Consider the following 23365-nt stretch of genomic DNA (forward strand, 5'->3'; position numbering starts at 1 on the left):
TCGCGTAGCGAAGGCCGTGGAGCAACGCGAAAAGGCGAGAAGCACGCGATATCGTCACTAGTTAGCAGGGAGGTGACGATGACTACACCAGAACTCGAATCGATAACGCGTGCGATTGTTTGTAGCAGATTGCTTGGCTAGCGTGCTCGGGTCGGCTTTTCTTCGACTGTAAGGTCAGTCTGGAGCTGTCCCAGTAGCTGTAGGCCTACGGTTGAGCCGGCACTTGAAATCTTGAGACGCCGAACACCATGTAGTTCACACTGGGAACACTTACGAGCTCGCCCCGCCTCTGCATGCCAAGGGTGTTGCGGTTCCAATGATAGTGGCTCCAATCCCAATGCGGGTCATCGGTCTGAACGACGACGTACGAACCGATTCGCAAGCGTGCCGACGAGGCGTTGCCGCCGAAATCCAAGCCCAGATTGAAATTGTGAACCTGCTTGTTCTTGCTGCGAGAGAGTGTCGCTTTGACTACAGATTCGGCGAGGCCCGTAAATGGCTTTAGGGCCGGCTGTGCAGTCGCAATCAGCGAAAGCCCGCTTTTGAAGGCCGCACTATCGAGTGCAGAAAGCAGGACGTCATCTGTATCGCTGGCGATATTCACGGCGCGACCTTCAAATGATATGCCGTTCGCGCCTACGGTGACGCCGAGAAATATCGGATGGCCGGAGATACTTGCCGACGCTCCATCTCGAACTTTCGTGCGCAGAGCAAAGCGCAATTCTTCGACTTCGCCAGGCACCTGATTCTTGCCGGAAAACTCGCAAAGGACAGTGTGTTCCCCCAGACCCGGGTAAGAATGCACGTAAAACTTATCGAGCGAAATCTTGATACGGTCGTTAATCAAATTCCGGTCTGCCGAAACCGTGCTGGCGGGAGCAATCGGGAGCAGCGTATCTGAAGAATCTGGAGGTTCGATAAAGCCTAAAGCGAGGCCTGAAGACTTAAAGGCTGCGCCCGACGAAAACATGTGCTGTCCGCCAGGCGATTGCTGCAGCATGCGAAGCGCGCCTTCGTGGTCACCAATCAATTCAAGATACTTCGCAATCTTTGCGTCGTCCGTACTCCCAAGGGAGAGCGACGAGTCGAATTTGGTTTGTGTCAACTTTTCACTCCGGAGCGTGCTTGGGCTTGGGCCTGCGCCTGCGCGCGGGCGTTCGCTTGTTCCTGGACCTTGTTTCTGACTTCAGCGTAAAGGTTGGATGACCGTTGCGACTGGGCCACCTCTAGCGTAATCGCAATCGCGTAGGGGACTTCGACATCTATAAACTGGTTCCTGTTCGCAAATGCCTGGACTCCGATGAACAGCCCCTTCCCATCAGCGAGCAAGTCGACCTTCTTTTTTCCCTCGAAGACGAGATGTGTCAGCGTACCGCGCTCGGTGCTTTTCGCGTTCGGCTGTAGAGATGGACTGACGCCACTCCAGAAATTCTTCTTCCCTTGCGCATCAACTATCTTGAGCGCGACACCACGATATGTGTCCATCGTGACGCTGATTGGCGTTGACCATGCCAGCGTAACTACTACGCGGCGAACATCGCGAGTGGAAAGCATCGCGCTCGGTAGCGGGATTCGATACTCGTGCAGCTTGTCGTGCTTGATGAGGTCCGAACCGAGAAGCGTGATTCGATTCTGGTCACCTGAAATCACCAGTTCCGGTTGAGGCCTGCCATACCCAAGGAACTTCGCAATGGTCTCCCGCCGACGGTGATATTGCTTCGGGTCGGACGGGGGATAGACTTCCTCGAGTAGTTTTCCTGCAACACCCCAGCGGGCGCCATGCACAAGTAACGCCTTGAGTATCACCGCCCGGGTCTTGAGCGCGAGCCAATCGATTCTGTCTGCTGCGTAGATATCGCGGACGGCTTCAGCGATGACAATCCCTGCGCGAGTGGTCAGAGCCGCCGCGTTACTGGTTCCCGTACTCAACGTCACCTTTTGCAGGTCACCGCCGAACGGGTCCGGCGCGGCGACCATCTGGCCCATATGCGCCGATTGGAATCCGCGAATCGCAACGTTCCCCTGCTCCTGCGAAACGATTACGGTCTGACGACCACCACTCTCCACGATATCCGGCTTGATTCCGCGGCGCACGCCTAGCCCGACTGCCGAGCAGATGTTGGTCATCGGAGCGTTCGGGTACGGGTCGATGGTTCCGGCAGGAGCGACCGCAGCTCCATCTGCGTGCAATGCACCGACCGTCAAGCTGTTGATGGATTCGGCAGGACTGAGAATGCCACGCACGCCTTTTGCCTGTTCGATTGCGAGCAAAATCTCAGCTTCGCGCTCAGCCACCGGAGCGGTATCGAAGCTCACCTTGTCGGCGTACGGTTCAAGCGGAAACGCACTATCAATGTTGCCCGCACTTATCACGAACAATATGCGATAGGCATGGCTCATGTAATCGAGCAGGACGGCCCATGGCGTCGGTCTTCTGACGAACGGAGCGTAGCGGTCGCAAATTGAATGATTGAAAAGAACCAAGTTCGGATGGCTCGCGGGCGCACCATCCAGACCAGCAACCAATGCTTTTACCGCTCTATAGATGATTCCGATTGGCAGCTTGCCAGCTGGCGTAGTCTCCATCGTTCCGTCGGGAGTCGACGAAAGCACCGGCACAACCACAACCGGGTCGTTCAGTGGCGACTGCGGCCCGTGCAGGTCTCCATGCACGACCAGTGATGCCATTGCCGTACCGTGACGCCGCGCCGTAACGGGAACGATTGTTCCCGGAACATCGACTTCTTTTACGGTAATCCGTGAGCCCAAAGCGGCGTGGCCTTGAACCGGGTACCCGTCAAGGATAGCAGCCACGGGAGACGTGCCGGTCGGATTCCAAGGCTGCAATGCCGGCATTGCAGGTTTCGAATCGTTCGTAGTATCCGATTCGTAAAGCGACTGCGGACGGATAGTCATAATCTCGTCCGCATTAGCCAGTTTGCCGTCCCGAGCGACAATGCGCTGCGCAACGCTTGCCGGTACTCGAACCAATGCTGCTTCGTAGTTGATTTCCGGGATAGAACAGAAGTCGAGCATTTCTCCGCCGACTTCCTGCAGCAGTTCGCGCAATGTGCTGACCGCTCGGTCGCGCCGTTCTGCGTCGTTTCGATACCAGAGGTCTATCTCCACGACTACGGGTCTATCTGGATTACCAGACAGCATCAACTTCACATACTGCTCAATCGATGGGTCAATCCGGTCTTTCGCCGACCAGACTCGAATATCCTGAAGAAAACCGAACAATGCCCACCAGACACGGTCTTCCGCCGCCGGCTCTTTGTTCGCCTTATATGCACGCCAGCGAGAGAGAAGCGTGTCCAGCCCTCGTACGCTAGGCATCGTGAGATACAGAAAGGTCGCGCCGACGCCCTTCCGGTCATCGGAATCTAACTCTTCGTCCTGAGGGTCTTCGTCTCGGGTTGCTTCGTCGTACTCGCTGGTCAGCCACTCGAACCCCAGTTCCTTGGCCTTTGCTTCGAAGTCATCGACGCGCCCAAGAAGCTCGATTACCAGCGCTCGTTCAGGCGTGACAGCCCGGGGGTCGGTGGCGACATCAATGCCGCGCTTGAGGTCACCGGTCGTCTGTTCAATCCGCTCGAAAGTAGCGGAATGACGCCTACTCTGTTCCTCCGGCGGCCTTTTGCTCGCGAAGATTCCTTTTGGTGCCGGCCCTTTGATTCGTTGTCTTCCCTGCTGCTCTCTCAGCAGTCTTACTACCGGATAGTTCTGAGCCATGGTCCCCGTTTCGCACGTTCTTTCTTAATCGCCTTTGCCAACGTTTGAGAATCTCCTCGACCGCATGGGCGGGAGTGAGTTTGCCGCGGGAGAGAATGAGCTTGCGACGAACATCGAGCGTAAAAGCCTCGATTTCCGACATACTCTCTCCAGCCATGCAATCAGCGAATTCTTGGGCACTGATTCCAGCGCTCGCTCCGAGCGAGCGTTCAAACTTCTGAAACCACGCTTTAAGTTCGCTTTCTCCAGGCAAAGGAACCTCCACCCGTACCTCAAACCGGCGCCATACTGCCTTATCGAGTAATTCGGGATGGTTCGTTGCGCATATTACAACGGAATGGCTCGGCAAACGGTCAAGCTGTACGAGCAAAGAACTAACTACCCGTTTGATTTCTCCCGTTTCCTGCGAATCGCCCCGGTCCTTTCCAACCGCATCAAATTCATCGAAAAACAGCACGCTTGGATTAGTCGCGACAAAATCAATCAGCCGGCGAAAACGGTTGGCAGTTTCACCTAGAAAACTATCAACGATTGCGTCATATCTCACCGAGAGCAAAGGGAGCGACAGCTCCGCGGCAATCACTTCCGCGAGACTGGTTTTACCGTTGCCCGGCGGCCCGATTAACAGAAGAGTGTGGCGCGGCTCAACCGAATGTTCTCGAAGCAGAGCTGCATGAGAAAACTCGTAAATGAATTCATCGATGTTGTCTTTCAGGTGCTGAGAAAGCACCAAGTCGTCCATGCGACGATGCGTCGGAACATCGAACACCAGCTCCGAGATGCCATTGGGCAGGGAGCTCATTGCCGGAGCGAACAGCGAACTTTGCGGGGAGGCCTTCGACTCCGACTTGTTTGCTCGGCTTGCTTCGAGGATTGCATCCATTGTTTTCTGGAGCGCCTGACGGTCGCCTCGAGTCTTAGGAGTGGCCATTTTGTCCCTTCTCTACGGGTTGATTGCCGTGTGCATCAGATGTGTCGTCCAATGCCGCCTCAGCGCCTGTCATCGCGACAGCATGTGGCCGGTTTGCTTCATAGGCATCAACCAGATTGAGCATATTCTGAAAAAAAGCTCGCAATGCGACAAGGTCACCATCGGACACGCCAGAAAGCATTTGAGAACGCAACACACTCGTTACGTTTTCGGTTTGCAACGTTTCGTTTTCAAACCGCGCGAGCGCTTCGGTCAACTGCGTACGCGTCCGTCCGATGGCGCAGCCTGAGCGATTGAATCTCCAAAGCAGCACCTTATCGACACCTAAAGCCACGGCGGCAGCCGAAAGCGTACCGCGCTGTTCGATAAACAAACGAACACGCTCCGCCAGCTCTTCGTCGCGGACAACCTTTGGCATTTATACTTTCCCTCAGTATTCACGAAAGAATAAGCCATCACGCAACAAAACGCAACGGGATTATCATTTTATCTATATAAAAGCGTTACTTTTACGACAAAACGAAACGCGATGCAGTTTATGAGCGGCTGCAACTTTGGCCCGCGTGCGTGGCTGAACAAAACCAGCTGCACTACGACTGAATCAGGGTGTAGCGACCAATCGAAGACCGGTATCCATGCAAGCGCGACACAAGAGGATGACAGCGTAATACTGTATAAATATACAGTATTACGAGTAAAGGCAAGTAGCCCGATGCAGCGAACTACCTGTTCGCAAACCGTCCCTTTGACTCCAAAGCCCATGTCCGCAATACCTCTTTGGGCACGCCTCGGCCACCGGTCACAGCCTCGAGCTTGGCGTCGAACGCCTTCCTGCGGGTACTCGGGATTGTCTCGACCCATCGCTGAAGCAGCGTCTGAAATGCTTCATCGCTACACGCGTCGTACATGTAATCAACGACCTGCATTCGCTTCGCCAGCTTCTCATAAGCAAGCTTGAGGAGGCTGGCGCTCGTGCATGCATCCGCATGCGCATCGGATAGGGTCCGAAACATTGCATTGCGTTTGCTGGAATCCACCGTGGTACACATAACCAGAATGTGCTGGAGATTCTGGTAGTTAGTACGGGCGGTGCCAAAACATAACCGTGTTAAAAGCGTATTCTGGGGCTCTTTCGCTGTCGGAGGGCTGCACGGCTTCTCCATCAGGCTGAGCAATCTGAATGTTTCGCGAATAGAAAGTCCTGACAGCGGCTTTTCAGCAGCGAGGCGCTCTTTGATATCTCGCAGACTCTTGTCGCCCTTCGCCTTGTTGGCGCGGACACTCATCACGATGAGGTTGCCATCAGCGTACGCGCCGTCGTTGTTGACACGGTCAACCGACCAGTCGCTATCTGCGCCGGTGCTATGAGTCAGCTCAACGAGAGTCACAGGACAGGTCGGATAGTCGATGACCTCAATGAAGCTCGGCGTGATTGCCTTGTCCACGACCTTCCCGCGTCGCAGTGCGTTCTGGCGCAACTGCAGCCACTTGCGTTCAAAGCGAGTCGGCCGCTTGGTGTTCGTTCCGAACCGGGCCTTCCCCTCCGCGTGCCCTTCAAGGACATGTGCTGGGGCGTCGTCCCGCGGCGTCCATCCGTAAAATGCGAGGTCCCAGCCGAGCGTGCGGCCAATTTCTGCGTCGTACTCCTGCGCCATCTTGCTCTCAGTCGTTATTGTCCGACAGCGGTAACGGCAAAGCAGACCCAATACTTGAGGCCACAGGATGTGAGCGCAGACCTACCTCTTGCCGCCAGCGGGTGAGGTGTTCCCGCGATTGCCACCAGACTTTGCGCCGGTAGTGCTGGGCCAGTTGCCGCCATAGAAACCGGTAGGCGCCCGGCCGCGCCCGGGACTGCCAGCCTTGGAACCGCCGCCTGAAGCTGGACTACCCGCCGATTGGCCGCCCTTGCCACCGCTGCTCTTGGTCATTGCCGCCTCCGTTCCCGTTAAGTGTGCTCCGCGACCTCCGCCGTCCACAAATACATCTAAGGTCATTCATCCCCAGCAGTCAAAGCCAGAGGGCACACAAGAAGAGCGAGTGCTCACCAGCTCAGACGGGAGTCGACGGGGAGCTACCACTCATATCTACGCTTGCAATCTGGCCCCAAACAACCGGGCTAGACTAGCAAGGCGCGGCGTTGCGCTTATGGGTCAGGAGGCGAAGAGCATGTCCGTAGAGCTAGTCACGGTTGAAGAAGCCGCAGCGTTGCTGTTCGTCTCTCGCCCTCACGTCCGGAAGCTTGTAGATGCGGGAAAACTCAGCGCGACTGACGGAATGCTCCATAAGGCTGAGGTTCTGGAATACAGGTCCAGGCAACAGGCTGCCGCCAAAGAATTTCTCGCTGGCCAGACTGAGGAGTATTGGTCGACCGACGACACGTCGGGTGGCGGGCATGAACCGTCGGAGAATGGGTAGCCGAGGCTACGGCGCCAGGTCGACAGAGGCCGTCGTTTCGAAGCCGTTGGAGTTAAAGCGTGAGCCGCCGGCGAACCTCGGCGTCATTTCATTGACCATCGCGACTGCGTTCTCTGCCGTCACCTTCGCCACACAGTCAGCGGGAAGCGGAACGCGATACCACCGACCTGAGCGGCTGAAGGACTCGTATTCGATGAAGAATCGCAGCCACGCGGTCGTGCAACGTTGACATCGGCTCAGCGTTACTTCCCCATAGCTGCTGTTCGTCGTATCAGTGCCCTCAAATAGGACTTCAGGATTGACCGGCCGACCATCTGGCTGGAAACAATCGCACCTCGTTGTGTTTGTCTGCATAGGTCTTGGTACACCTCGTTCTTAGTTTTTGTCGTGCGCGCGGTCGGGCGCAACGCGCCGCCGCCCCGCGAACAGCGCTCGAATCAACATAGCACTGGCCATCTGCAGACGCGCAGCATAAAACGACGGCGCTACACCTTGGATGGAGACTCACTCGAAAGACGTGGACGCGGCTTGGCTGGCTGGTCGCAATGACCGCTTGCGCGCAAAAATCGCTGAGTTGATGGCAGAACTGCTGACCGACATCGCCACTGATGTGGAGGTCGTGGCTCTCCGATTTCGCCGACCGATACGTTTCGCTGATGCGCCACAGAACGTGCGTCAGTCGCAGATTGTTGAGGGACTGGTATGGGGCCCTGCGGCGCTCATAGCCCTGCGCGGCTGCATCACCGACCGCGCCCGCCACCCTTTGCTCAATTGCATCGTAGAATCCCGGCTTAGCATGCCACGGGCGCGGGGAACAAACGCCCGAGACGAAACGCATTCCGGAAAAAGAGAGCTAAAAAATGACCACGGGCCTGGAGGAAGCAATCCTGCGCATCCTACCGACGGAGCGCGATGCGATTGCATGGATGGGCACATCGGAAGTGCGGCAGCAGCTTGAAGAGCGCGGACACCGCACTTGCTATTCGAAAAAGGTCTTGCGCGAGCTGGCAAGACTGGAAAAGGAAAAACTCGTGCTGTCCACGACAACTGGGCGCGAGCTGCTGTGGCAACGCAAACCGTGGTTGCAGGGCGCCCGCGACAGCGCAAGCCGCATGGGCGCGTCCGAGGCCGTGGCATTTCATATCATGCAGCGCTTTGCCGGCAACAAGCTGCCTGCGGCCGTTACACGCGATATCGAACCGCTCTTCGCTGCTGCGGAAGTCCGACTCTCCCAGGAAAAGGCGGACAGCCGGATTTACCGGGAATGGCCCGACAAGGTCGACTCAGTCGACGGCACCTTTTCCCTTATCCGGCCGAACCTGCGCGAAGACATTTTTCATGCGATTACGACCGCGACTTTCTTCGAAAGAGAAATGTCTGTGCGGTATCGTCCTGCTGGAAAGCCCGAGACAGAAGAGCTCAAGCCTAAGACCCTCTGGCCCCTTGCCCTCGTTGAATCCGCCGGCATCATGTACATGGTTGCGCAGGACCCGTCCTTCGAACCGCGCAAGGACAAGCCGAAGATTCAATGGCTGCGAAGCCTGTTCCGGCTCGACCGGGTTGTGTCGGCGACTGAGTCCGGCAAAACGTTCGTCTACCCCGAGGACTTCAGTCTGCGCGACTATATCGAGAGCGAGCAAGCGTTTAACTTTCTGACCGAGCCGGCGGTCCAGCTGAGTATTGCCTTTGACGGCCAGGCTGGAAACCATCTCCGCGAAACGCCCATGTCGAAGGACCAGCGAATTGAAACGCTCGCCGACGGGCGGATGATGGTGACCGGCACCGTCATCCCGAGTCTGAAGTTGCGCTGGTGGTTGCGCTCGTTCGGCGCGAGCGTGGAAATCCTCGCTCCGGTTGTCTTGCGCGACGAATTTGCCGCCGAATACCAAAGACTCGTCACGCGCTACGGCCCCTAGTCCTCTCTGCCCGCTGTTTCGCGCTGGCCTCGTCCGCTGACACTTCGGCCTTCCGGGCGACCCCATCCCGGCGGACAGGTTTTGTCCCGATGAGCAGGAAAAATGCCCCTGTTGCTACTCGACAGGGGCAGAAAATTCCAACGAATCCAAACTTAGCGAGGCCCGCGGCCGCGGTCAGTCCATACACCGCGAAGAACGTAGATGAGGCCCTCGCGCATCTCGAACGCGTACTGTCAGTCAACGGGGCGACGACGGTGCTCGGACTGCATTACTGGCGCGCGAGGCTGGCGCAGATTGGCGCGACCTCCGGGCTGACGCCCGGGCAGCGGGTGCGTGTGGCACGTTTGCCGAAGCTGCTGGCGCAGGCGCAGGACGCACCGTGCGAGAGCTGAACCGCGGCTTTTCCTGACGTCGTATTGAGGGATACGGGACCGGCACAAAAAGGGCTTTTGCACTCGTGCCGCAGCTGCCAGCAAAAAAGGCGCACCCACGACAGTATCGGGGTGCGCCTTCCACATGGCACGCCAGCGCCTTAATCGACCTTAAAAGCTGGACGTTGCGAGCACTGTCGACGGTGCGGCCTTCTGAAGCATGGGGTTGCCGCACTCGGAGCAGAATTTTGCCTCCGGTGTGTTGATTTTCGTACATTTGCTGCACCGGCAGTCAAGGGCCCTCTGCAATGCCTTCTGCCGGATGTGTGCAATTTGCACGACGCACGGAATGGTGACACGATAGGCGGCACCGGCGAGTTCAGCGACCGTCCATATGCCGGAGAGAGCTACGCCGAACGGGCCGAGAAGCGCGCCCGCTCCGCGCGAAGCGATGATGCTCATGGCTAGTGGCAACCCGCGGCCGATGACCATGGATGCCATGGCGCTCGCTACAACCATCGACATTGCGTACACGCTCATCCCGGCGGCCGCTGCCGTCGCAGCTCTCGTCGCTGCAAACGCGCCCATTGTCGCCGTGAACTCTCGCAACTCGTCGGACGACATTTTTCCGACCGCGTCGTTGTACAGCTTTGCGATGATGGCTTCTTCAATCGTTCGCGCGTCGGCGCCCTTGGCGAAAGTCACCTTCAGGTGGCCACCGACATCGCTCGCGAGTTCGTTGTAGGACACGCCCTCGCCGCCCCGGAACAGGTTGGCAACCGAGTTGCCTCCAAAAAGCAGTATTTCACTGGCAATCGCACCACGGTCGGCCGCGCGATAATTGCGCGCATTTTTGCAAGCGACGAAGTGCTCACGCACATCCTTGGCGAGTGCCACCCGCCCATTGCCATTGTCGGTGATGTAGTCGACCAGCGCATCGAGGTCGTCAACGTCTGCGACCTGCAACAGTGCTGCGAGGTCCCCTGAATTCTTAAGAAATGCCGTATCCAATTTCAACTCCTGTGTCTTGATGCGCAGCGTGTGCGCCGTGTATCGCGGGCCGCCCCGTGCGGCCGCTGTTAAGGAAGTCGCCCCGTTCAGGCGGTCGCAGTTTGCTGCCTGAATATTTCGACTACGGCGGCGAGCATTGCTGCTACGAGAAAGCAGACAAAGGCCGCGGCGAGCGCAGTACCGAGCAAAGTGCCCAGAATCTCGAGGCAGCCGTAGAGCGCGGCTGTGAGTGCAGTCCAGAAAATCGTCATCCGAAATCTCCGTTAGGTTCGATAGTCCAATCGTGCTTCGTCGGGCTCAGGCACCACCCATGAATGCGTCGAGGTCTGCCTCGTTCCTGATGAGAAGCGCTTCATGCACGCCATGTGCTCGCGCCAGCGCGAGGCTCGCATCGAGCAGGCACACATTGGCCGACAGGTCGAACGCAATCGTCGTGAGCTCGCCCAGGCGGTCGAACTCCTCCTCCAGGACGTTGAGGACCTTGCGCACTTCCTCATCGAGTGCGGCAACAATACGGCTCATGCGCTCGGCCAGCCGGTCAGTAACTTCCCGGGCTTTCTTGCCGATGAAGGTCGACAAAAACTTGCCGGCGATGGAACCCAGCACAGCGCCGAGCACAGGCACCGGGATAATCGTCTGACCGGTGGCGGTACACAGGCCCACGATGGCTGCATCGCTGCACACGAACATCCCGTTGTCGATGAGCGCGTCCAGCGAAAGTTTGCCGGCATGGTAGTCAGCGACAAGTGACGCCATCCCTTTGGCCGCGCTCACGAATGCACCAGCGAACGGGGCGGCCATCTCGGCGCAGTTGGTCAGCGCGTAGATGGCGCCACCCGCAATGGCGCCGCCGGTGCCCCCCTTGACGGTGGAAAGACCGACTTCCTTCCAGTCCTCCAGGGTAAAGTCCCCTGCAAAGACATTTTTTCCATCGCGATACTTCTTCCACACGTTCATTGTCAGGCTGAGCGCAGCACCGACTGCCGCCGCTCCACCCGCTGCCTTCAACCCCTCGGCCAGCGATGGTTCGTGCTCAAGGGCAATCTGGTCCTTGAGCGCCTCATTATCCTGCTTGAGGTCCTGCTCGTGATGGTCGACCGTTTCACCCACCTTGCCGAGTTGCACTTCGCCGTATGTCGACACGGAAGGCTGCACGACTTCAGTGAACGGCTTGCCAGTCGCAAGTTCGATTTGGGCGACCTTCTCGTGAATGGCGCGTAAGGTCTTTTCGCTGAGCTCGCCCGGATTACCCTTCAAAATTTCAAGAATCTGGGCGTGCTGGTCCTTTGGGATGTGATAAAAGCCGTCAAAGTCCTTGTACATATCCATGTGCTCAAGGATATGCTTGAGGCCGTTATTGGCGCCGTTGATGAACTTCGACTGGACGTCGATTCCATCGATGCGGTAGTCCATCGGCGCTGTGCGCCCAACTCCCTCGAACGTCGCCCCGGGCATAACTTGGGCGAGCAGGTCGCGCGCGCGGCGCACGGCAACCTCGACCTGCTCGGCGACCTCACCGTGCTTGGTGTCCATGCGGCCTAGAATCTTGCCGGGCTCACCGATGAACTCGCGCAGCCCAGCCATTGCAGCCATTGCGTTTTCGAAAGCCTTGTCCTGCGCAGACTGCAGAACAGCCTCAGCCGCCACACGCGCGCCGTTGACTGCGTCGACCACGATACCCGCAGCCTGGTCGCCCAGCGAAGCCGTAGTGGGTACCGCCGGCCCGCCATGAAACGCAGCGGCCCCAGATACCCCAATTGTGGAGTCGATAGTCATGTCGGGCCTCAGGAAGCGTTTGACATAATCGTCTTGTTCAGCAGCGACGAAAGCGAGCGCACGTGGTTGATGAGCGAGCCCAGTGCGTCCTTGTTTTCCGCTGAGAACTGACCGTAGTCCGTGGGCGCAGTCCGCTTGAGCTTCCCAAGAAGCGACTTCATCCCGACGGTGTGCGTGAGCGTCAGATGCTTGAGGATTTCGATTTCGGCTGCGGCCATCTTGAGCGACGCGATGCCCTTCTCGATGGGCACTCGTTTGGCGTGAGCTTCCTCGGCGACCTTTCCATTCGAGTGCCATACGAAGAGTCCACCCCCGACTACGGCCGCACCCGCAAGTGTCCAGCCGACAGGGCCTGCCAGTGCAAGCAGCGCTCCTCCAGCTGACATGCCGCCCCCGCCGGCAGCCAGCGCGCCGCCGCCGAGCCAGGCCAGCGCCGCGTTCGTCGCGGCTGCACCCGAAAGCGAGGCGATGGCGGTACCCGTAGACGCAGTGCCGAATGTCGTGGCAACGGCCATGGCGGCTGTCGGGGCGAGCAATGCTGTCGACGCACCGGCAGCTACGCCCACACCTGCCGCCGCGCCTCCCGTCACGTTAATGTCATGCAGTTGCCGGTCGACCTCTGCGATGACGCCTTCAAACGTGTGGTACTCGACCTTGTATTCGGCAAACGCACGGCTGAATTCTTTCGGTGTCGAAGCAAGACCATTAACGTACGCCTCGACGTCGCCAATCAGCAGTTCACTGCTCTCACGACGCAGGTTGTGGAGCCCCGTGGCCAGCATCTGGACTTCGTTCTGGCGTTTGTCGTAGTCCTTAGCCGCCGCTTCGAGTTGATTACGGGCATTTGATGCAGACTCTCTGTTCAGCATGTATCTCTCCGTTCTTAATCTTGTATTCCTCAACGCGGCGGCAACCCCGAGCCAGCGTATCGCGTTGGGTACGTACTGCGACTGCATCCTTCAACCACTTTGCGTTGCCGCAGGCGACGCAAAGGGACCCCATCGACTAACGGCACGAAGCGCAAAAGACTTTAGGCTGTACCAGATAGCCAGCACGCACGAGTCGCACAAAAGATATGTGCCTCAAACTGGAAGCACGATGGTGGAATTCGCTCGGGACAAAATGTGTCCCGATAAGAATACCCTTTCAAAAAATTGTTTCTTCAGTCTCGTCCACTCACCACAACGGATTGTTAGTGGGACAGGAATTGTCTCGCTGGCCCGTAATCATCCGTGCTAGTTGACAACTTTATGGAAATCGGAAGAGATGCCACAGACGAACACAGGCGTTCGCGAACTCGGCGAACTGACGGTCCGGGAACTGGCGAGACTTCATATTCTGAATGAGGCGTTGTGGGAGGCTGAGCACTGGATTCGTGAGCACTCAGTGCGCGAGCAGCACAAGAGCGAGTCAGACTCGAACATTGCGGGGCCCTCGCACAGCCCACAGGCATCGGATTTGCCCGCAGAGTTCACCGTTAGCGCCTCGGTGGTCTGCGCGAGCGTTGCTGCTGAGCCTTGCAATGCGGCGGCCCATAGCCACGTCGTACGGCTGGAAGCCACGGCAGTAATAGGCCAGATTAGCGGGCGCGTGGACGCGAAAGAGATAGCATTAGCAGAAGAGAGCTTGTTTGGTCTGCATCCCTGCGTGCTATTCAGAACACTCATTACCGAGTTGCGCGGCGATTGGGTGCAGATGCTCGCGGTGCGCGCCCTGAAAGTAGAGTTGACCGCGTCTGCATGTCGCGAGGTTGAGGTTGCATCGGCTTTTGCACCGGGGCGAACTTCAAATTTTTATTTTCGTCCTGCGCGACTTCAGGCTCACGCTTTCTGACATCGTGGGCTGGGTTGGGGAGCGCGTAGCGCTGCGCCCGTCAGGTAGCGCTTGTCTGCTCCACGGTGATGGGCTTCTTGCGCAGCGGCGACTCTTTCGACCAGAGCAGATAGGAGACGAGGAACGCACCGAGCGCTGGTGCGCAGACGAAGGCCCCATCTGAACAAGTGTGCCTCGCCAGCGGTGTGTCTTTCGATGACATCAACCGGGGCCTCGTCGCGCGGCCCCCGGCCGTAGTACGCAAAGTCCCAACCGAGCGTGCGGCCGATGTCTGCGTTGTTCTTCGGCAGCACTGTTCTCTCTTTGTGAATGCCCCGCATATGCCAAATGCAGGCGAAGCACTTATTTGAGGGAACGAAGGACGGTTGGACGCGCGGCGCTCGTCGTCTGCCAGCAATAGAGTATTCGGCATATCAGAGAGCCGAGCGCGGTGCGAGACCGCGAAGCCGATACAAGCCCTATGGCAATCGGCCGCTTACCGACGACTGATGTACGAGCCACGCTCGCTATATCTGCGAGTGCCTGCGTCCGGGTCATAACCAGCCTCCATCATCTCCGCATCAACAAGGTAGATAAGCACCAACATCTCGCCCTGCCGTCCCCGCGCGCAATGCTCCATCACCTCAAAGTTGCCGGCATCGGAGTTTTCGAACCAAACTTCGGCTGGCTGCTTGCCCTGCTTAATCTCGGCACCGGAAGAGGTGGCGAGCTCGTACGCAAAACTGTCATCATCCAACGCACGCCGTAGAAACCATCGTTTGGGCACGTCAGGAGCACGGACATGCCACCGTAATCCGTCTTCCCGGTAGCAGGCGACGACGACTGGCAGGGTGTCAATCTGTGCCAGCCGGATGCAAGTAGCCGTCCGACTGCTCTGGAAGGTTTCGGCCAAATCGTTGATTTGCCGGAATCCCGGTTTCCCGATGGCCTTCACCATAGGCTGAAAAATCGGCCGCGGCATGAGCAGGTGCGACGCGTATTCGTCGGCATGCTTCTCAAAATCTTTGTTGGATGCCAAGTTGTCGCCGGGGTCATCAACGCGGCAGCGAAACGAGCGTCCACGGTGCATCGTCCAGTGGCCGAGTTCATGTGCAATCGAAAATCGCTGCCTGCCGACGAAGGTCGAAGGACGGACAGTAGCTATCGCGCGATTTTCAAAGCCCACGAGCGTCGCTTCACACCCCTGCAGTTCCTGGTATTCAACCTCAAGCCCCGCATCGAATGCAAACGCCTCGACGTCTAAGTCCTCCGGCGAAGTTATCCCGAAATCCGCAACCAGCTTTTCGGCCTGCTTACCTGGACTCATTTATCGGAACTCCCGCCGGAACCGTCTGGTAGGTCCAATCGCCTTATGCGCGAGTAAAGCCCCAGCAAGTCCTCGTCGGTCATTTCGTCAAGTTTGCGTGCCGCCAAGGTGTACCGGCCGTCATTCATTGCCTGCAGGATGTATGCCTTTGCTACCTCCACAGAAACCCCCGCGTTTGACGGACCAGTCGTGGAGCGGTGGTTTGCGACCCCTTGGCGCGCGGCGGCGAGCCGTCGGCGCCCCGACTCTGCCTTTGCGGCTTGCAGGAGACGGAGGCCGTGAGCTTTCGTGGCGCCGGCATCGGCGCCATCAAGTACGTCTTCGTCCGACATCTCCAATAACTCGCGCGCCAAAGCATCGGCGAGCAAATCGTGAGGTTCAGTCTTCTTTGTCGAGTTCATTGCTGCATCCTCGCCATTTCGTAAGGTGCCAGGCGACGTGCAAGGCGCTTCCTCGCGGCATCGTGACGTTTTGCATCCATTCCCAGTTCCGTGGCAGCCTCCGCGCCGCGAACTCCATCTATCCACATGAGCAGGAGCAGATGCGCGTCTTCGTCCTGGCTGACGTCCGCCTCAATCTGCTCCAACAGTTGACGGTTTATTAGCGCGACCTCAGGCGTATCGTGTGATACACCCATCTCGAAATGCTCCCGACTGGCATCTTCCGGCTCCTCATCGGTCGTAGAAACCACCTTGAATGCGTCCACCGGCCCATTCATTTCCTTCTTAAGGTCGTTGCTCGATATTCCCCGCGTCGCGACGAATAAAACCAGTATTGGCTCGAGCCCACGCTTCCAGACGCGGTCTTGGCTCAGCAACTTCGTCATTGTTTCTTGAAGCAGGTCATCGCCCGTGATGTCGGTGAGGCTCCTTGAAAGGAAGTTGGCGAGCCGTTGGGCCCTAGCCCAGTCGGCAGGGCTCATGTTCAGTAGTTCGTTCTCGACTTCGCTGTTGCTCAGTCTGCTCTCAGATTTTGCTGTGTCGGACATTGCCCTTGACACTCCTTTTTAAGACTCCTCTGGAGCCCCTTGCGGACGCCGAAAATAAATTTTTTTGTCGCGTCCGTGGAGTCCGTCTTGAGAGTCCTATTGATTAGGGGCTCGATTTCCTACGTCGGGGCCTTTTTCTGATTAAGGACATCCAGATGATAGTAAATCGCAAAACCCGCAACATCAACGGCCACCTAACCCATCTTAGCGTTGGCGACGAATATTTCGTCGGGCTGCCGGTCAACGCCACATCTGTCGAGATGCTTCAGCGCCTCGGCTTCGAAATCCCCGTCCAGAACGGTCAAAGCATCTTGCCGTCGGCAAAGCGCGGCGCTGCAAGCCGCCGCAATGCAGACGGGTTTGACGTCGTTCATCGCGACCAGCCGAAGGAGACTAAGTACAGGCAGATTAGTTGGTCATGGACCGAACACCACGGACGCGACAAAGTCGAGAAAACCGGTGTCAAGGATGTACCCTACCTGCGCTATCCGCTAACGCGCATGCCGCCGTACTCCGTTGAAATGCAAGTGCGCACGCGCAGCGACGGCGCGACGTTTCTCGTGTCTGGCCCGTTCAAGGTTCAGACTGAACTCGATGTGGTGGCGACCAACACAGCAAACGTGTTCCGTGAGCAGCTTGATGGGTTCGAAATCCTGACGTCAAAGCTCGAAACGTGGATTGCATCCCCTATCAGGCGCCTGAATTGGGACCTGTTGCCGGCAGGTCAGAATCCTTGGGCTAGCGCGAAGGCCGCTGTATCTCGGATAGTGGAAAGCGCGGCACCAGGCAACCGGCCGGTCATCGCCGAACGGTTCGCTGCCATTGGAAGGTACGAGCCCGAGTTTGTCGCCGTCGGACGCGAAGGCTTCGACGGCTACGTCGTGTTCGGCTTCCCCCAATATGGGTTCTGTCTGCTTGAGAACAAGCACGTCAACAACGCGACGTATGTTCTCGCCGAGTCTTCGTGGGTAACGGTCTCCCAGCTCACGAAGGCAGAAATCCTTGCGGCCGGTATCCATCGCGCACGGTTGATTCACACGAGGAGCTGGTTTGACGAACTCGACGCGTTGATGGGCAGCGGAAAGCGGCGCGCCGCGTAATAAGGTTGGGAAGTTCATCGGGTCGTCGTACGACTGCAGACGGGCGAGGCAGGGCCTCGCCCGTAATTGCGCAATAGGCTGTTTGGAAGTTGCGTCATCCAGCACGCGCCAACGGGTATCGCGCGAGCGAACGGTGTCGGCCGCTGTCTTCGCTCTTTTAGGGGCGAGTCCGCTTTCGCGTCGACGTCTGCCCCGTGGGTTGTTACTTTTTGCCGGCAGACGGCGTCGTGTTCCCGCGGTTGCCGCCAGACTTGGCGCCAGTAGTGCTTGGCCAGTTTCCGCCAGGAAACCCATTGGGACCACGACCTTCGCCGGGACTTCCGGCCTTCGAACCGCTACCCGCGGACTGGTTGCAGCCCGATTTCCCACTTTTGCTACCGCTACTCTTGCTCATAGCCCGCCTCACAAGTGCGTTGACCATCTTCGACGGAAAGCCTCCGCCTGACATACATCTAAGGTCATTGGCGCTTTGCAGTCAAAGAAGACAAACCCGCCGGCCACTTCAGACCGGTCAGCCCGAGATTGGACGCCAGCGTATAAATGGTGTTCCTTTACAGACGATGGATACCACGAACACCGACCTCCATTCAGCAGGAAGCAAGTTTGCGCCCACTTACATTGAGCGCAGTGCCGTTGAGCTATTGTCGGTCTTGCTGACAGACGTCTCCACGGATACAGAGGTAGCGGCACGAGACGCAGGGATTTCGGACGCCAGTTTCGTGCGCCTGCGCCGAGTGATGGACCGGGTTGTTTGCGTGCAGTCGGTTTTGGAAGCAATGGGCATGCGAAGCGTGGGGACGAGCAACGCGGGTGCGGAAAGCGATGAATCTCTGAAACAGGCGGCGATGCGGGGTGCAATGGATTTGCTGGTAAGGGAGTGGCCGGAAGACTATCCGACCGGGGCGGTCGAGTGGCATTTCCTAGGGAAGCCGGCAGATTAGCAGAGCTGGCGAAGCTTTCTTTATCCCTTCACTCACGGAGCTAAACGAGATGGTTGCTCGAACTAAACAGCAGCGTCTAAACGGCAGATTCGTTGAAGGCAGAAGTTTGGCTTAACTCCTCTTCCTACAGGGCTTCTGAGGGGGATTTACCCCTAGTGTTCAGCCGTGTTCTCAAAGAAAATTCAGCCGATATCTTTACAGCTCACAATAGAAACGGATCGGGCGGTCTCCGCGCATCGGCGCGTGAGAGAACGCGATGTTTTCAAAGTCGTCGATGGGGCGGAAGGCGTCGTTCGCGAGCAGCATCTCGCCGGCATCCATCTTCGAGAAGTCGAGTATGTCGTTGACGACGCGGCGCAGCGCATCGGACGCCACGCCCAACGTCGCAAGCCGCTGCGCATGCGCCTCGAGACCGGGTGTGCGTGCGAGCAGTTCGAGATTGCCGAGCAGCGCATTCAACGGCGTGCGGATTTCGTGGCTCATCGCCGCAAAGAAATTCGTCCGCGCACGCATCATGGCGTCCGAAGCCTGCTGCGCGTGCCGCAATTGTTGTTCGAGCAGTGTCTGGGCGGTGACGTCGAGAATCGCGCAAAACAGCACGTTCTCACCGGCGTACCGCGCGGGCGCATAGGTAAACTGCAAGAACCGCGCGGGCGTAGCGCCTTCGTCTGAAGGCGGTGACGCCAGCGCCTGCGGGTGCGGCTGAGCGACCACGACGAAAGCGGCGATCCGTGCGATTGCCGCGGCCGAAGGTTTATCAGACGTCTGCGCGCGGAATTCGCTCACGATATGCGGCGGCAACCGGTTGCTGCCCGGTTCGATCGGCAGCAACACCGCTGCCAGCGCGTTGACGGTCAGAATGGAATAGTCGCTTTGACGGACGACGCACAGACCGACCGGCGTCGCACTCACCAGAACGTGATTGATGGTTTCACTTTCCAGTGAGCGGGAGGTCTCGGCAAATGCATTGCGCAACAGCCGAAGTCCGAAATAACGCGCCGTCAGCGCAACCGCCAGAAGGATCAGCGCCGCGAGGCCGCCGATCACAGCGAGTTGCCAGCCAAGCGCGACAGCAAGCGCGCCCCACGACATATAGCCGACCAGGAAGCCAAACCCAGGCTTCAGCGGCTCATGAAAGATCACGCCTTCACGCCCGTAATGAAATACATGCGACGGCGTTGCCGCCACCGTCTGTTGCAACATTTTGCCGGTCGGCGCGCTGATCGGCTCCGAGGAAACGACAATGCGGTGATCCGCGGTCATGAGCAGTATCGTGCCCTCGTTGCCGGGTGGCGCAATGCGCCTCGCGAGCACATCGAGCCGGATCGTCATGCTGATCAGCGTAGTGGGCGTGTCGCCGTCGTAGTAGACGCTCACCGCGGAGATCACCGGCACGTTCTCCAGCGGATCGACATACGGACCGAGCCAGACACGCTCGCCTTTGCCGGGCAGGCGCTTGCCGGTTTGCACCTCGAGTTGGCGCTCGAGCGTGTCGCGCAGCGTCCTTATGACTGCCAGCCGCTGCTGGGGCATGGCGGACAGGTCCGCTGCGGCGGCTTTTCCCGCCACCGGTTGCGAGAGCGCAGGCAGGATCACCGCATAGTCTTCCTTCAGCCCGACCAGCGTTGCCCGTTGCTGCAACTCGAAGGCCTGCTGCGTCGCAAGTGTCGACTGCGACGCTTCGTAGAGGCGGCCGAGCTTCTCGCCGAGTCGTGCGCCCCACGCGGCGACGGTGGCTTCGCCGACCAGCATGTCGAAGCCCGCGTCGATCCTGTCCACCTTGCCGCTCACCATGCCGGTCCGTCGAACCGATTGCTGAATGGCATCCGGCGCGCTGCGCACCTGGACAGCGGTGTAGTAATAGTCGAACGTGAGCTCGACGCGTCGCGAGAACGACTCCTCCTGGTGCAGCAGAAGGGAGATGTCGGTTGCATTCTGCGACGTGAAAGTGCGGCGATAGTCAAGTTGCGCGAGCCCGGCAACGACAGCGAGCACGAGCGCGAAAATCGCCACGATCAGCATGAGGGAACCGATCGTCGCCAGATAAACCCGTTGTTGGCGCTTCGCGTTCTGCGCGAGCGTGGCGAAAGCCAGCGCCAATGACTCTTGTGTGCGGTCGAGGATCTTCTGCATCAGCTCGCTGGAATAGCGGATTCGTGCAGGCAGACCACTGCGAAATCGAGGGACGAACTACGTCTGCAGGCCTTATATACGGGCGCAGTGTAGCCCTTTTGAAGGTATCGCGCGACGCATCCGGCACCGTTTCCGGCGGCATCCGGACGCACATCAGACAACCTTGCATTAACGGCCCGACCCCGGCTAAACCTGAGTGGTTTACTGGGAAACCCTAAAGAGCACGGGGTTAATTGCCGTTAATCCTTGCGACCCAGTAAGCAGCGCGCGCACATGCGCGTCAGCACCAGCAAGGAAAGCCATGCGCAATAACCAGCCTGTCACCGGGCACGAGTACGAGTACCCTTCGTCGAATATGCTTGTCTCCGCGACCGACCTGACCGGCCGCATCCAGTATTGCAACCCCGCTTTCATCGCCGTCTCGGGCTTTACGCGCGACGAGCTGATCGGCCAGCCGCACAATCTGATCCGTCATCCGGACATGCCGCGCGAGGCCTTCGCCGACATGTGGGCGACGATCCGCGACGGCCGCCCATGGACGGCGCTCGTGAAGAACCGCCGCAAGAATGGCGATCACTATTGGGTGCAGGCCAACGTCACGCCGGTGGTCGAGAAAGGCACTGTGGTCGGCTATTTGAGCGTGCGCGTGAAACCGGAACGTGACGCGGTGCGCGCCGCCGAGACGCTGTACGCGCGCATGCGCGCAGGCGAGGCGCGCGGCTTCCGGTTGCGCCGCGGCGTGGTGGTGCGCACCGGCCTGCTCGGGCGTCTGCAGGCGCTGATGCGCCTGCCTGTCGCCACGCGCGCGGCGGCCGGCTATGCGATCACGTCGCTGGCCCTGCTGCTGACCGGCCTCGTGGCGTGGGAAGGCACGCCGCCTATGCCGTTCTGGATTGCGTTCGGCGTGACCGCGGCGGTCAGCCTCGTGTCGTGGCAGATGTTGAAGCGGCAACTCGCCGCACCGATCAGCGACATGTCGGGATTCGCCACACGTCTCGCCGCGGGCGATCTGACCGCGGATCTGCAGATCGCGCGCCACGACGATCTTGGCGAAGTGCTCCAGGCACTGAATCAGTTGAAGGCGAATCTCGCCGCAATCGTCTACGACGTGCGCGCACAGATCACCGGCATGCTCGACAACGCCCGCGAGATTTCCAGCGGCAATGTCGATCTTGCGCGGCGCACGGAGTTGCAGGCGGCGTCGCTCGAGGAAACCGCCGCCACCATGGAAGAGCTGACCACCACGGTGCAGGCCAACGCCGACGCCACCGTGCGCGCGCTCGATCTGGCGCGGGACGCGCAGGCAGCCGCAGCAGTCGGCGGCAAGATCGCCGGCCAGGTCGAGCAGACCATGGCCGGCATCACGGCGGCGTCGCAGCGTATCGCCGACATTACCAGCGTGATCGACGGCATTGCATTCCAGACCAACATTCTCGCGCTCAATGCGGCCGTCGAAGCCGCGCGGGCAGGCGAAGCAGGCCGTTCGTTCGCCGTGGTCGCGAGCGAAGTGCGAATGCTGGCGCAACGCTGCGCGGCGTCGTCGAAGGAAATCAAGTCGGTGGTCGAAGCGAGTACGACCGAAGTCGCGGCGGGCACCGAACTGGTTGCGCGCACCACCTCGCAAATGCGCGTGATCGACGAAGCGGTGGGCCGCGTGTCGTCGATCATCGTCGAAGTGGCGAATGCCAGCAGCGAACAGGCGGAAGGGATTCGCCAGGTCAATCAGGCGGTCTCGCATCTGGATGGCGCCACGCAGCAGAACGCGGCGCTCGTCGAGCAGGCGGCGGCGACCGCGCAGCGTCTCGCGGAACAGGCCGACGTGCTGGATGAGGCGGTGCGTCTGTTCACCGTTGCGCAAGCCACGCCCGCGCCACGCGTCACCAGCACGAAGCGTCATCAGGGCTTCACGCCCGATCCCGCGCAAACCGTTGCCGCCGACATCGAGCGACGCAGCGCGCCGGGCGTCGCACGCGATCTCGAACAGGACGAAGCCACAATGGTCTGATAGATCGGCGTTACTCCCACCTCGACAGCCCAGTATTGGCGCAGCACGATGGATCCCGTCAGCGCCCAGTTGGTTGTAAGGGCAGGCTGACCCAAGTAACAACGGCGTTTAGCGGCCCGTCCCACTCATGGACGGGCTATTTTTTTGCCGCCTCCCACCACCTCTCACCACTTTCGACATCGCACTGCCCTATTCGCGCGCAGCCGGCCTGCGCGATGCACTAGCGCGGAGCGGCCGACCGGCGGTGGGTCGCCGCATCCGCCTAACCAACGCGTGCGTCAACAGCATGACAGTCATGGAGAAGAAGCGCACCGCCTCGGGGCACGAAAAATGCATTCGTCGTTGCCGGGAGTCGCGTTAAACTGGTTGTCACGGCGGGACGTCACGTCACGCGTTGCCCGGCGGGCCGCGCCAGTCAACGCGCCTGGCGGCATGCGGCACACAGGCCGGTGAACGGGCAAATCCGCAGAGCGTGACCGTGGCGCGACAGACGTCGCACTATCCTGCCCGTACAATGGCTCGATCAACAACGGAACAAGGACAACTTCGATGCGCACTACCGGGTCCTCCGGGTCAATGGCCCTGCTCACCGAATACGACGACGCAACGGCGCGCGAACTCCGCTCGCTGCGCCTCGAATCGACAGAAGACGGCAAAGGCATTCTTTTGATCGAAGTCGATGAGCGCAAGCCAGGCATTCACCGCGAAGTGCGCTACGAAATCACGCCAGCCGAACTGATTGCCGCGATTCGCGCGCATGGCGCCGAACTGCCGGGCGAACAGCACAATCATCGTCAATGAAATACGTCACGCGGCATTGCACTCGGGTGCAATTGCCGCGTGACGCTTACGCGGCGCCGCTCTTAAATTGCTTACCGATACGACGCCTACGGCATGTCAATCG

Annotated in this window: 20 protein-coding genes; 7 read left to right on the plus strand and 13 right to left on the minus strand. The window is 59.1% G+C overall.

The window, feature by feature from the left end; translation table 11 throughout:
* Positions 1–205: 205 nt before the first annotated feature.
* The 5 genes from AC57B1_RS15175 to AC57B1_RS15195 form a co-directional block, all read right to left on the minus strand.
* A complete protein-coding gene (locus AC57B1_RS15175; RefSeq protein ID WP_496417897.1) occupies positions 206–1105 on the minus strand; it encodes a hypothetical protein in 900 nt (299 codons plus the stop codon).
* Positions 1102–3735 carry a S8 family peptidase gene (locus AC57B1_RS15180; RefSeq protein ID WP_496417898.1) on the minus strand — a complete coding sequence of 878 codons (2634 nt, stop codon included), beginning with the start codon at positions 3733–3735 and terminating at the stop codon, positions 1102–1104. The genes AC57B1_RS15175 and AC57B1_RS15180 overlap by 4 nt, the downstream gene beginning before the upstream one ends.
* Positions 3617–4666, minus strand: a complete 1050-nt coding sequence (locus tag AC57B1_RS15185) for an AAA family ATPase (protein WP_496417899.1) — start codon at positions 4664–4666, stop codon at positions 3617–3619. Before AC57B1_RS15185 ends, AC57B1_RS15180 begins: the two co-directional genes overlap by 119 nt.
* Positions 4653–5084, minus strand: coding sequence for a hypothetical protein (locus AC57B1_RS15190; RefSeq protein WP_496417900.1), 432 nt, complete (start codon positions 5082–5084; stop codon positions 4653–4655). Before AC57B1_RS15190 ends, AC57B1_RS15185 begins: the two co-directional genes overlap by 14 nt.
* 304 nt (positions 5085–5388) lie before the next feature.
* Positions 5389–6321: a hypothetical protein gene (locus AC57B1_RS15195; RefSeq protein WP_496417901.1), complete on the minus strand. Its 933-nt coding sequence runs from the start codon at positions 6319–6321 to the stop codon at positions 5389–5391.
* A 511-nt stretch (positions 6322–6832) separates the two neighbouring features.
* Between AC57B1_RS15195 and AC57B1_RS15200 the strand changes: the two genes are divergently transcribed.
* Together AC57B1_RS15200 and AC57B1_RS15205 are read left to right on the plus strand one after the other, a co-directional pair.
* Complete coding sequence (locus AC57B1_RS15200; protein ID WP_496417902.1) at positions 6833–7081, plus strand: helix-turn-helix domain-containing protein; 249 nt, start codon at positions 6833–6835, stop codon at positions 7079–7081.
* 860 nt (positions 7082–7941) lie between these two features.
* Positions 7942–8997: a helix-turn-helix transcriptional regulator gene (locus tag AC57B1_RS15205; protein WP_496417903.1), complete on the plus strand. Its 1056-nt coding sequence runs from the start codon at positions 7942–7944 to the stop codon at positions 8995–8997.
* A 542-nt stretch (positions 8998–9539) separates the two neighbouring features.
* Here AC57B1_RS15205 and AC57B1_RS15210 read toward each other — a convergent pair.
* The 4 genes from AC57B1_RS15210 to AC57B1_RS15225 all read right to left on the minus strand — a co-directional run bounded on the left by AC57B1_RS15210 (position 9540) and on the right by AC57B1_RS15225 (position 13024).
* The gene (locus AC57B1_RS15210) at positions 9540–10379 is read right to left on the minus strand and encodes a hypothetical protein (protein ID WP_496417904.1); all 840 of its coding nucleotides are present in this window, start codon (positions 10377–10379) and stop codon (positions 9540–9542) included.
* Between the two features lie 86 nt (positions 10380–10465).
* Positions 10466–10630, minus strand: coding sequence for a hypothetical protein (locus tag AC57B1_RS15215; protein WP_496417905.1), 165 nt, complete (start codon positions 10628–10630; stop codon positions 10466–10468).
* 46 nt (positions 10631–10676) lie between these two features.
* Positions 10677–12155, minus strand: coding sequence for a hypothetical protein (locus AC57B1_RS15220; protein WP_496417906.1), 1479 nt, complete (start codon positions 12153–12155; stop codon positions 10677–10679).
* Positions 12156–12163: 8 nt separating this feature from the next.
* Positions 12164–13024, minus strand: a complete 861-nt coding sequence (locus AC57B1_RS15225) for a hypothetical protein (protein WP_496417907.1) — start codon at positions 13022–13024, stop codon at positions 12164–12166.
* 397 nt (positions 13025–13421) lie between these two features.
* On the opposite strand from AC57B1_RS15225, the gene AC57B1_RS15230 reads away from it, so the two are divergent.
* Positions 13422–13988, plus strand: coding sequence for a hypothetical protein (locus tag AC57B1_RS15230; RefSeq protein ID WP_496417908.1), 567 nt, complete (start codon positions 13422–13424; stop codon positions 13986–13988).
* Between the two features lie 475 nt (positions 13989–14463).
* Here AC57B1_RS15230 and AC57B1_RS15235 read toward each other — a convergent pair whose 3' ends face one another.
* The 3 genes from AC57B1_RS15235 to AC57B1_RS15245 are packed head-to-tail and all read right to left on the minus strand — an operon-like array spanning position 14464 to position 16282.
* On the minus strand, positions 14464–15294 hold the full coding sequence (locus tag AC57B1_RS15235) for an ImmA/IrrE family metallo-endopeptidase (RefSeq protein ID WP_496417909.1): 831 nt from the start codon (positions 15292–15294) through the stop codon (positions 14464–14466).
* Positions 15291–15695 carry a hypothetical protein gene (locus AC57B1_RS15240; RefSeq protein ID WP_408529668.1) on the minus strand — a complete coding sequence of 135 codons (405 nt, stop codon included), beginning with the start codon at positions 15693–15695 and terminating at the stop codon, positions 15291–15293. Before AC57B1_RS15240 ends, AC57B1_RS15235 begins: the two co-directional genes overlap by 4 nt.
* Positions 15692–16282 (minus strand): RNA polymerase sigma factor, encoded by a 591-nt coding sequence (locus AC57B1_RS15245; RefSeq protein ID WP_496417910.1) that lies wholly within the window; start codon positions 16280–16282, stop codon positions 15692–15694. Before AC57B1_RS15245 ends, AC57B1_RS15240 begins: the two co-directional genes overlap by 4 nt.
* Before the next feature lie 155 nt (positions 16283–16437).
* Between AC57B1_RS15245 and AC57B1_RS15250 the strand changes: the two genes are divergently transcribed.
* Together AC57B1_RS15250 and AC57B1_RS15255 are read left to right on the plus strand one after the other, a co-directional pair.
* A complete protein-coding gene (locus AC57B1_RS15250) occupies positions 16438–17382 on the plus strand; it encodes a hypothetical protein (RefSeq protein WP_496417911.1) in 945 nt (314 codons plus the stop codon).
* A gap of 560 nt (positions 17383–17942) precedes the next feature.
* Positions 17943–18323, plus strand: a complete 381-nt coding sequence (locus AC57B1_RS15255; RefSeq protein ID WP_408468054.1) for a hypothetical protein — start codon at positions 17943–17945, stop codon at positions 18321–18323.
* A gap of 195 nt (positions 18324–18518) precedes the next feature.
* Here the strand turns inward: AC57B1_RS15255 and AC57B1_RS15260 are convergent, their stop codons facing one another.
* Entirely contained in the window at positions 18519–20456 is a 1938-nt protein-coding gene (locus AC57B1_RS15260; RefSeq protein ID WP_496417912.1) for a histidine kinase dimerization/phospho-acceptor domain-containing protein, read from the minus strand.
* 301 nt (positions 20457–20757) lie between these two features.
* Here AC57B1_RS15260 and AC57B1_RS15265 point away from each other — a divergent pair, with 301 nt between their 5' ends.
* Positions 20758–22461: a methyl-accepting chemotaxis protein gene (locus AC57B1_RS15265; protein ID WP_408352347.1), complete on the plus strand. Its 1704-nt coding sequence runs from the start codon at positions 20758–20760 to the stop codon at positions 22459–22461.
* 549 nt (positions 22462–23010) lie between these two features.
* Positions 23011–23262, plus strand: a complete 252-nt coding sequence (locus AC57B1_RS15270) for a hypothetical protein (RefSeq protein WP_007178686.1) — start codon at positions 23011–23013, stop codon at positions 23260–23262.
* Positions 23263–23365: the final 103 nt, after the last annotated feature.

Source organism: Paraburkholderia sp. BGA-UO-ETr-F21, from assembly GCF_059567925.1.

Coding starts and splice junctions, on each gene's coding strand:
- AC57B1_RS15180 (WP_496417898.1), bottom strand. CDS start 3,735: ATGGCTCAGAACTATCCGGTAGTAAGACTGCTGAGAGAGCAGCAGGGA.
- AC57B1_RS15185 (WP_496417899.1), bottom strand. CDS start 4,666: ATGGCCACTCCTAAGACTCGAGGCGACCGTCAGGCGCTCCAGAAAACA.
- AC57B1_RS15190 (WP_496417900.1), bottom strand. CDS start 5,084: ATGCCAAAGGTTGTCCGCGACGAAGAGCTGGCGGAGCGTGTTCGTTTG.
- AC57B1_RS15195 (WP_496417901.1), bottom strand. CDS start 6,321: ATGGCGCAGGAGTACGACGCAGAAATTGGCCGCACGCTCGGCTGGGAC.
- AC57B1_RS15200 (WP_496417902.1), top strand. CDS start 6,833: ATGTCCGTAGAGCTAGTCACGGTTGAAGAAGCCGCAGCGTTGCTGTTC.
- AC57B1_RS15205 (WP_496417903.1), top strand. CDS start 7,942: ATGACCACGGGCCTGGAGGAAGCAATCCTGCGCATCCTACCGACGGAG.
- AC57B1_RS15215 (WP_496417905.1), bottom strand. CDS start 10,630: ATGACGATTTTCTGGACTGCACTCACAGCCGCGCTCTACGGCTGCCTC.
- AC57B1_RS15220 (WP_496417906.1), bottom strand. CDS start 12,155: ATGACTATCGACTCCACAATTGGGGTATCTGGGGCCGCTGCGTTTCAT.
- AC57B1_RS15225 (WP_496417907.1), bottom strand. CDS start 13,024: ATGCTGAACAGAGAGTCTGCATCAAATGCCCGTAATCAACTCGAAGCG.
- AC57B1_RS15230 (WP_496417908.1), top strand. CDS start 13,422: ATGCCACAGACGAACACAGGCGTTCGCGAACTCGGCGAACTGACGGTC.
- AC57B1_RS15235 (WP_496417909.1), bottom strand. CDS start 15,294: ATGAGTCCAGGTAAGCAGGCCGAAAAGCTGGTTGCGGATTTCGGGATA.
- AC57B1_RS15240 (WP_408529668.1), bottom strand. CDS start 15,695: ATGAACTCGACAAAGAAGACTGAACCTCACGATTTGCTCGCCGATGCT.
- AC57B1_RS15245 (WP_496417910.1), bottom strand. CDS start 16,282: ATGTCCGACACAGCAAAATCTGAGAGCAGACTGAGCAACAGCGAAGTC.
- AC57B1_RS15250 (WP_496417911.1), top strand. CDS start 16,438: ATGATAGTAAATCGCAAAACCCGCAACATCAACGGCCACCTAACCCAT.
- AC57B1_RS15255 (WP_408468054.1), top strand. CDS start 17,943: ATGGATACCACGAACACCGACCTCCATTCAGCAGGAAGCAAGTTTGCG.
- AC57B1_RS15260 (WP_496417912.1), bottom strand. CDS start 20,456: ATGCAGAAGATCCTCGACCGCACACAAGAGTCATTGGCGCTGGCTTTC.
- AC57B1_RS15265 (WP_408352347.1), top strand. CDS start 20,758: ATGCGCAATAACCAGCCTGTCACCGGGCACGAGTACGAGTACCCTTCG.
- AC57B1_RS15270 (WP_007178686.1), top strand. CDS start 23,011: ATGCGCACTACCGGGTCCTCCGGGTCAATGGCCCTGCTCACCGAATAC.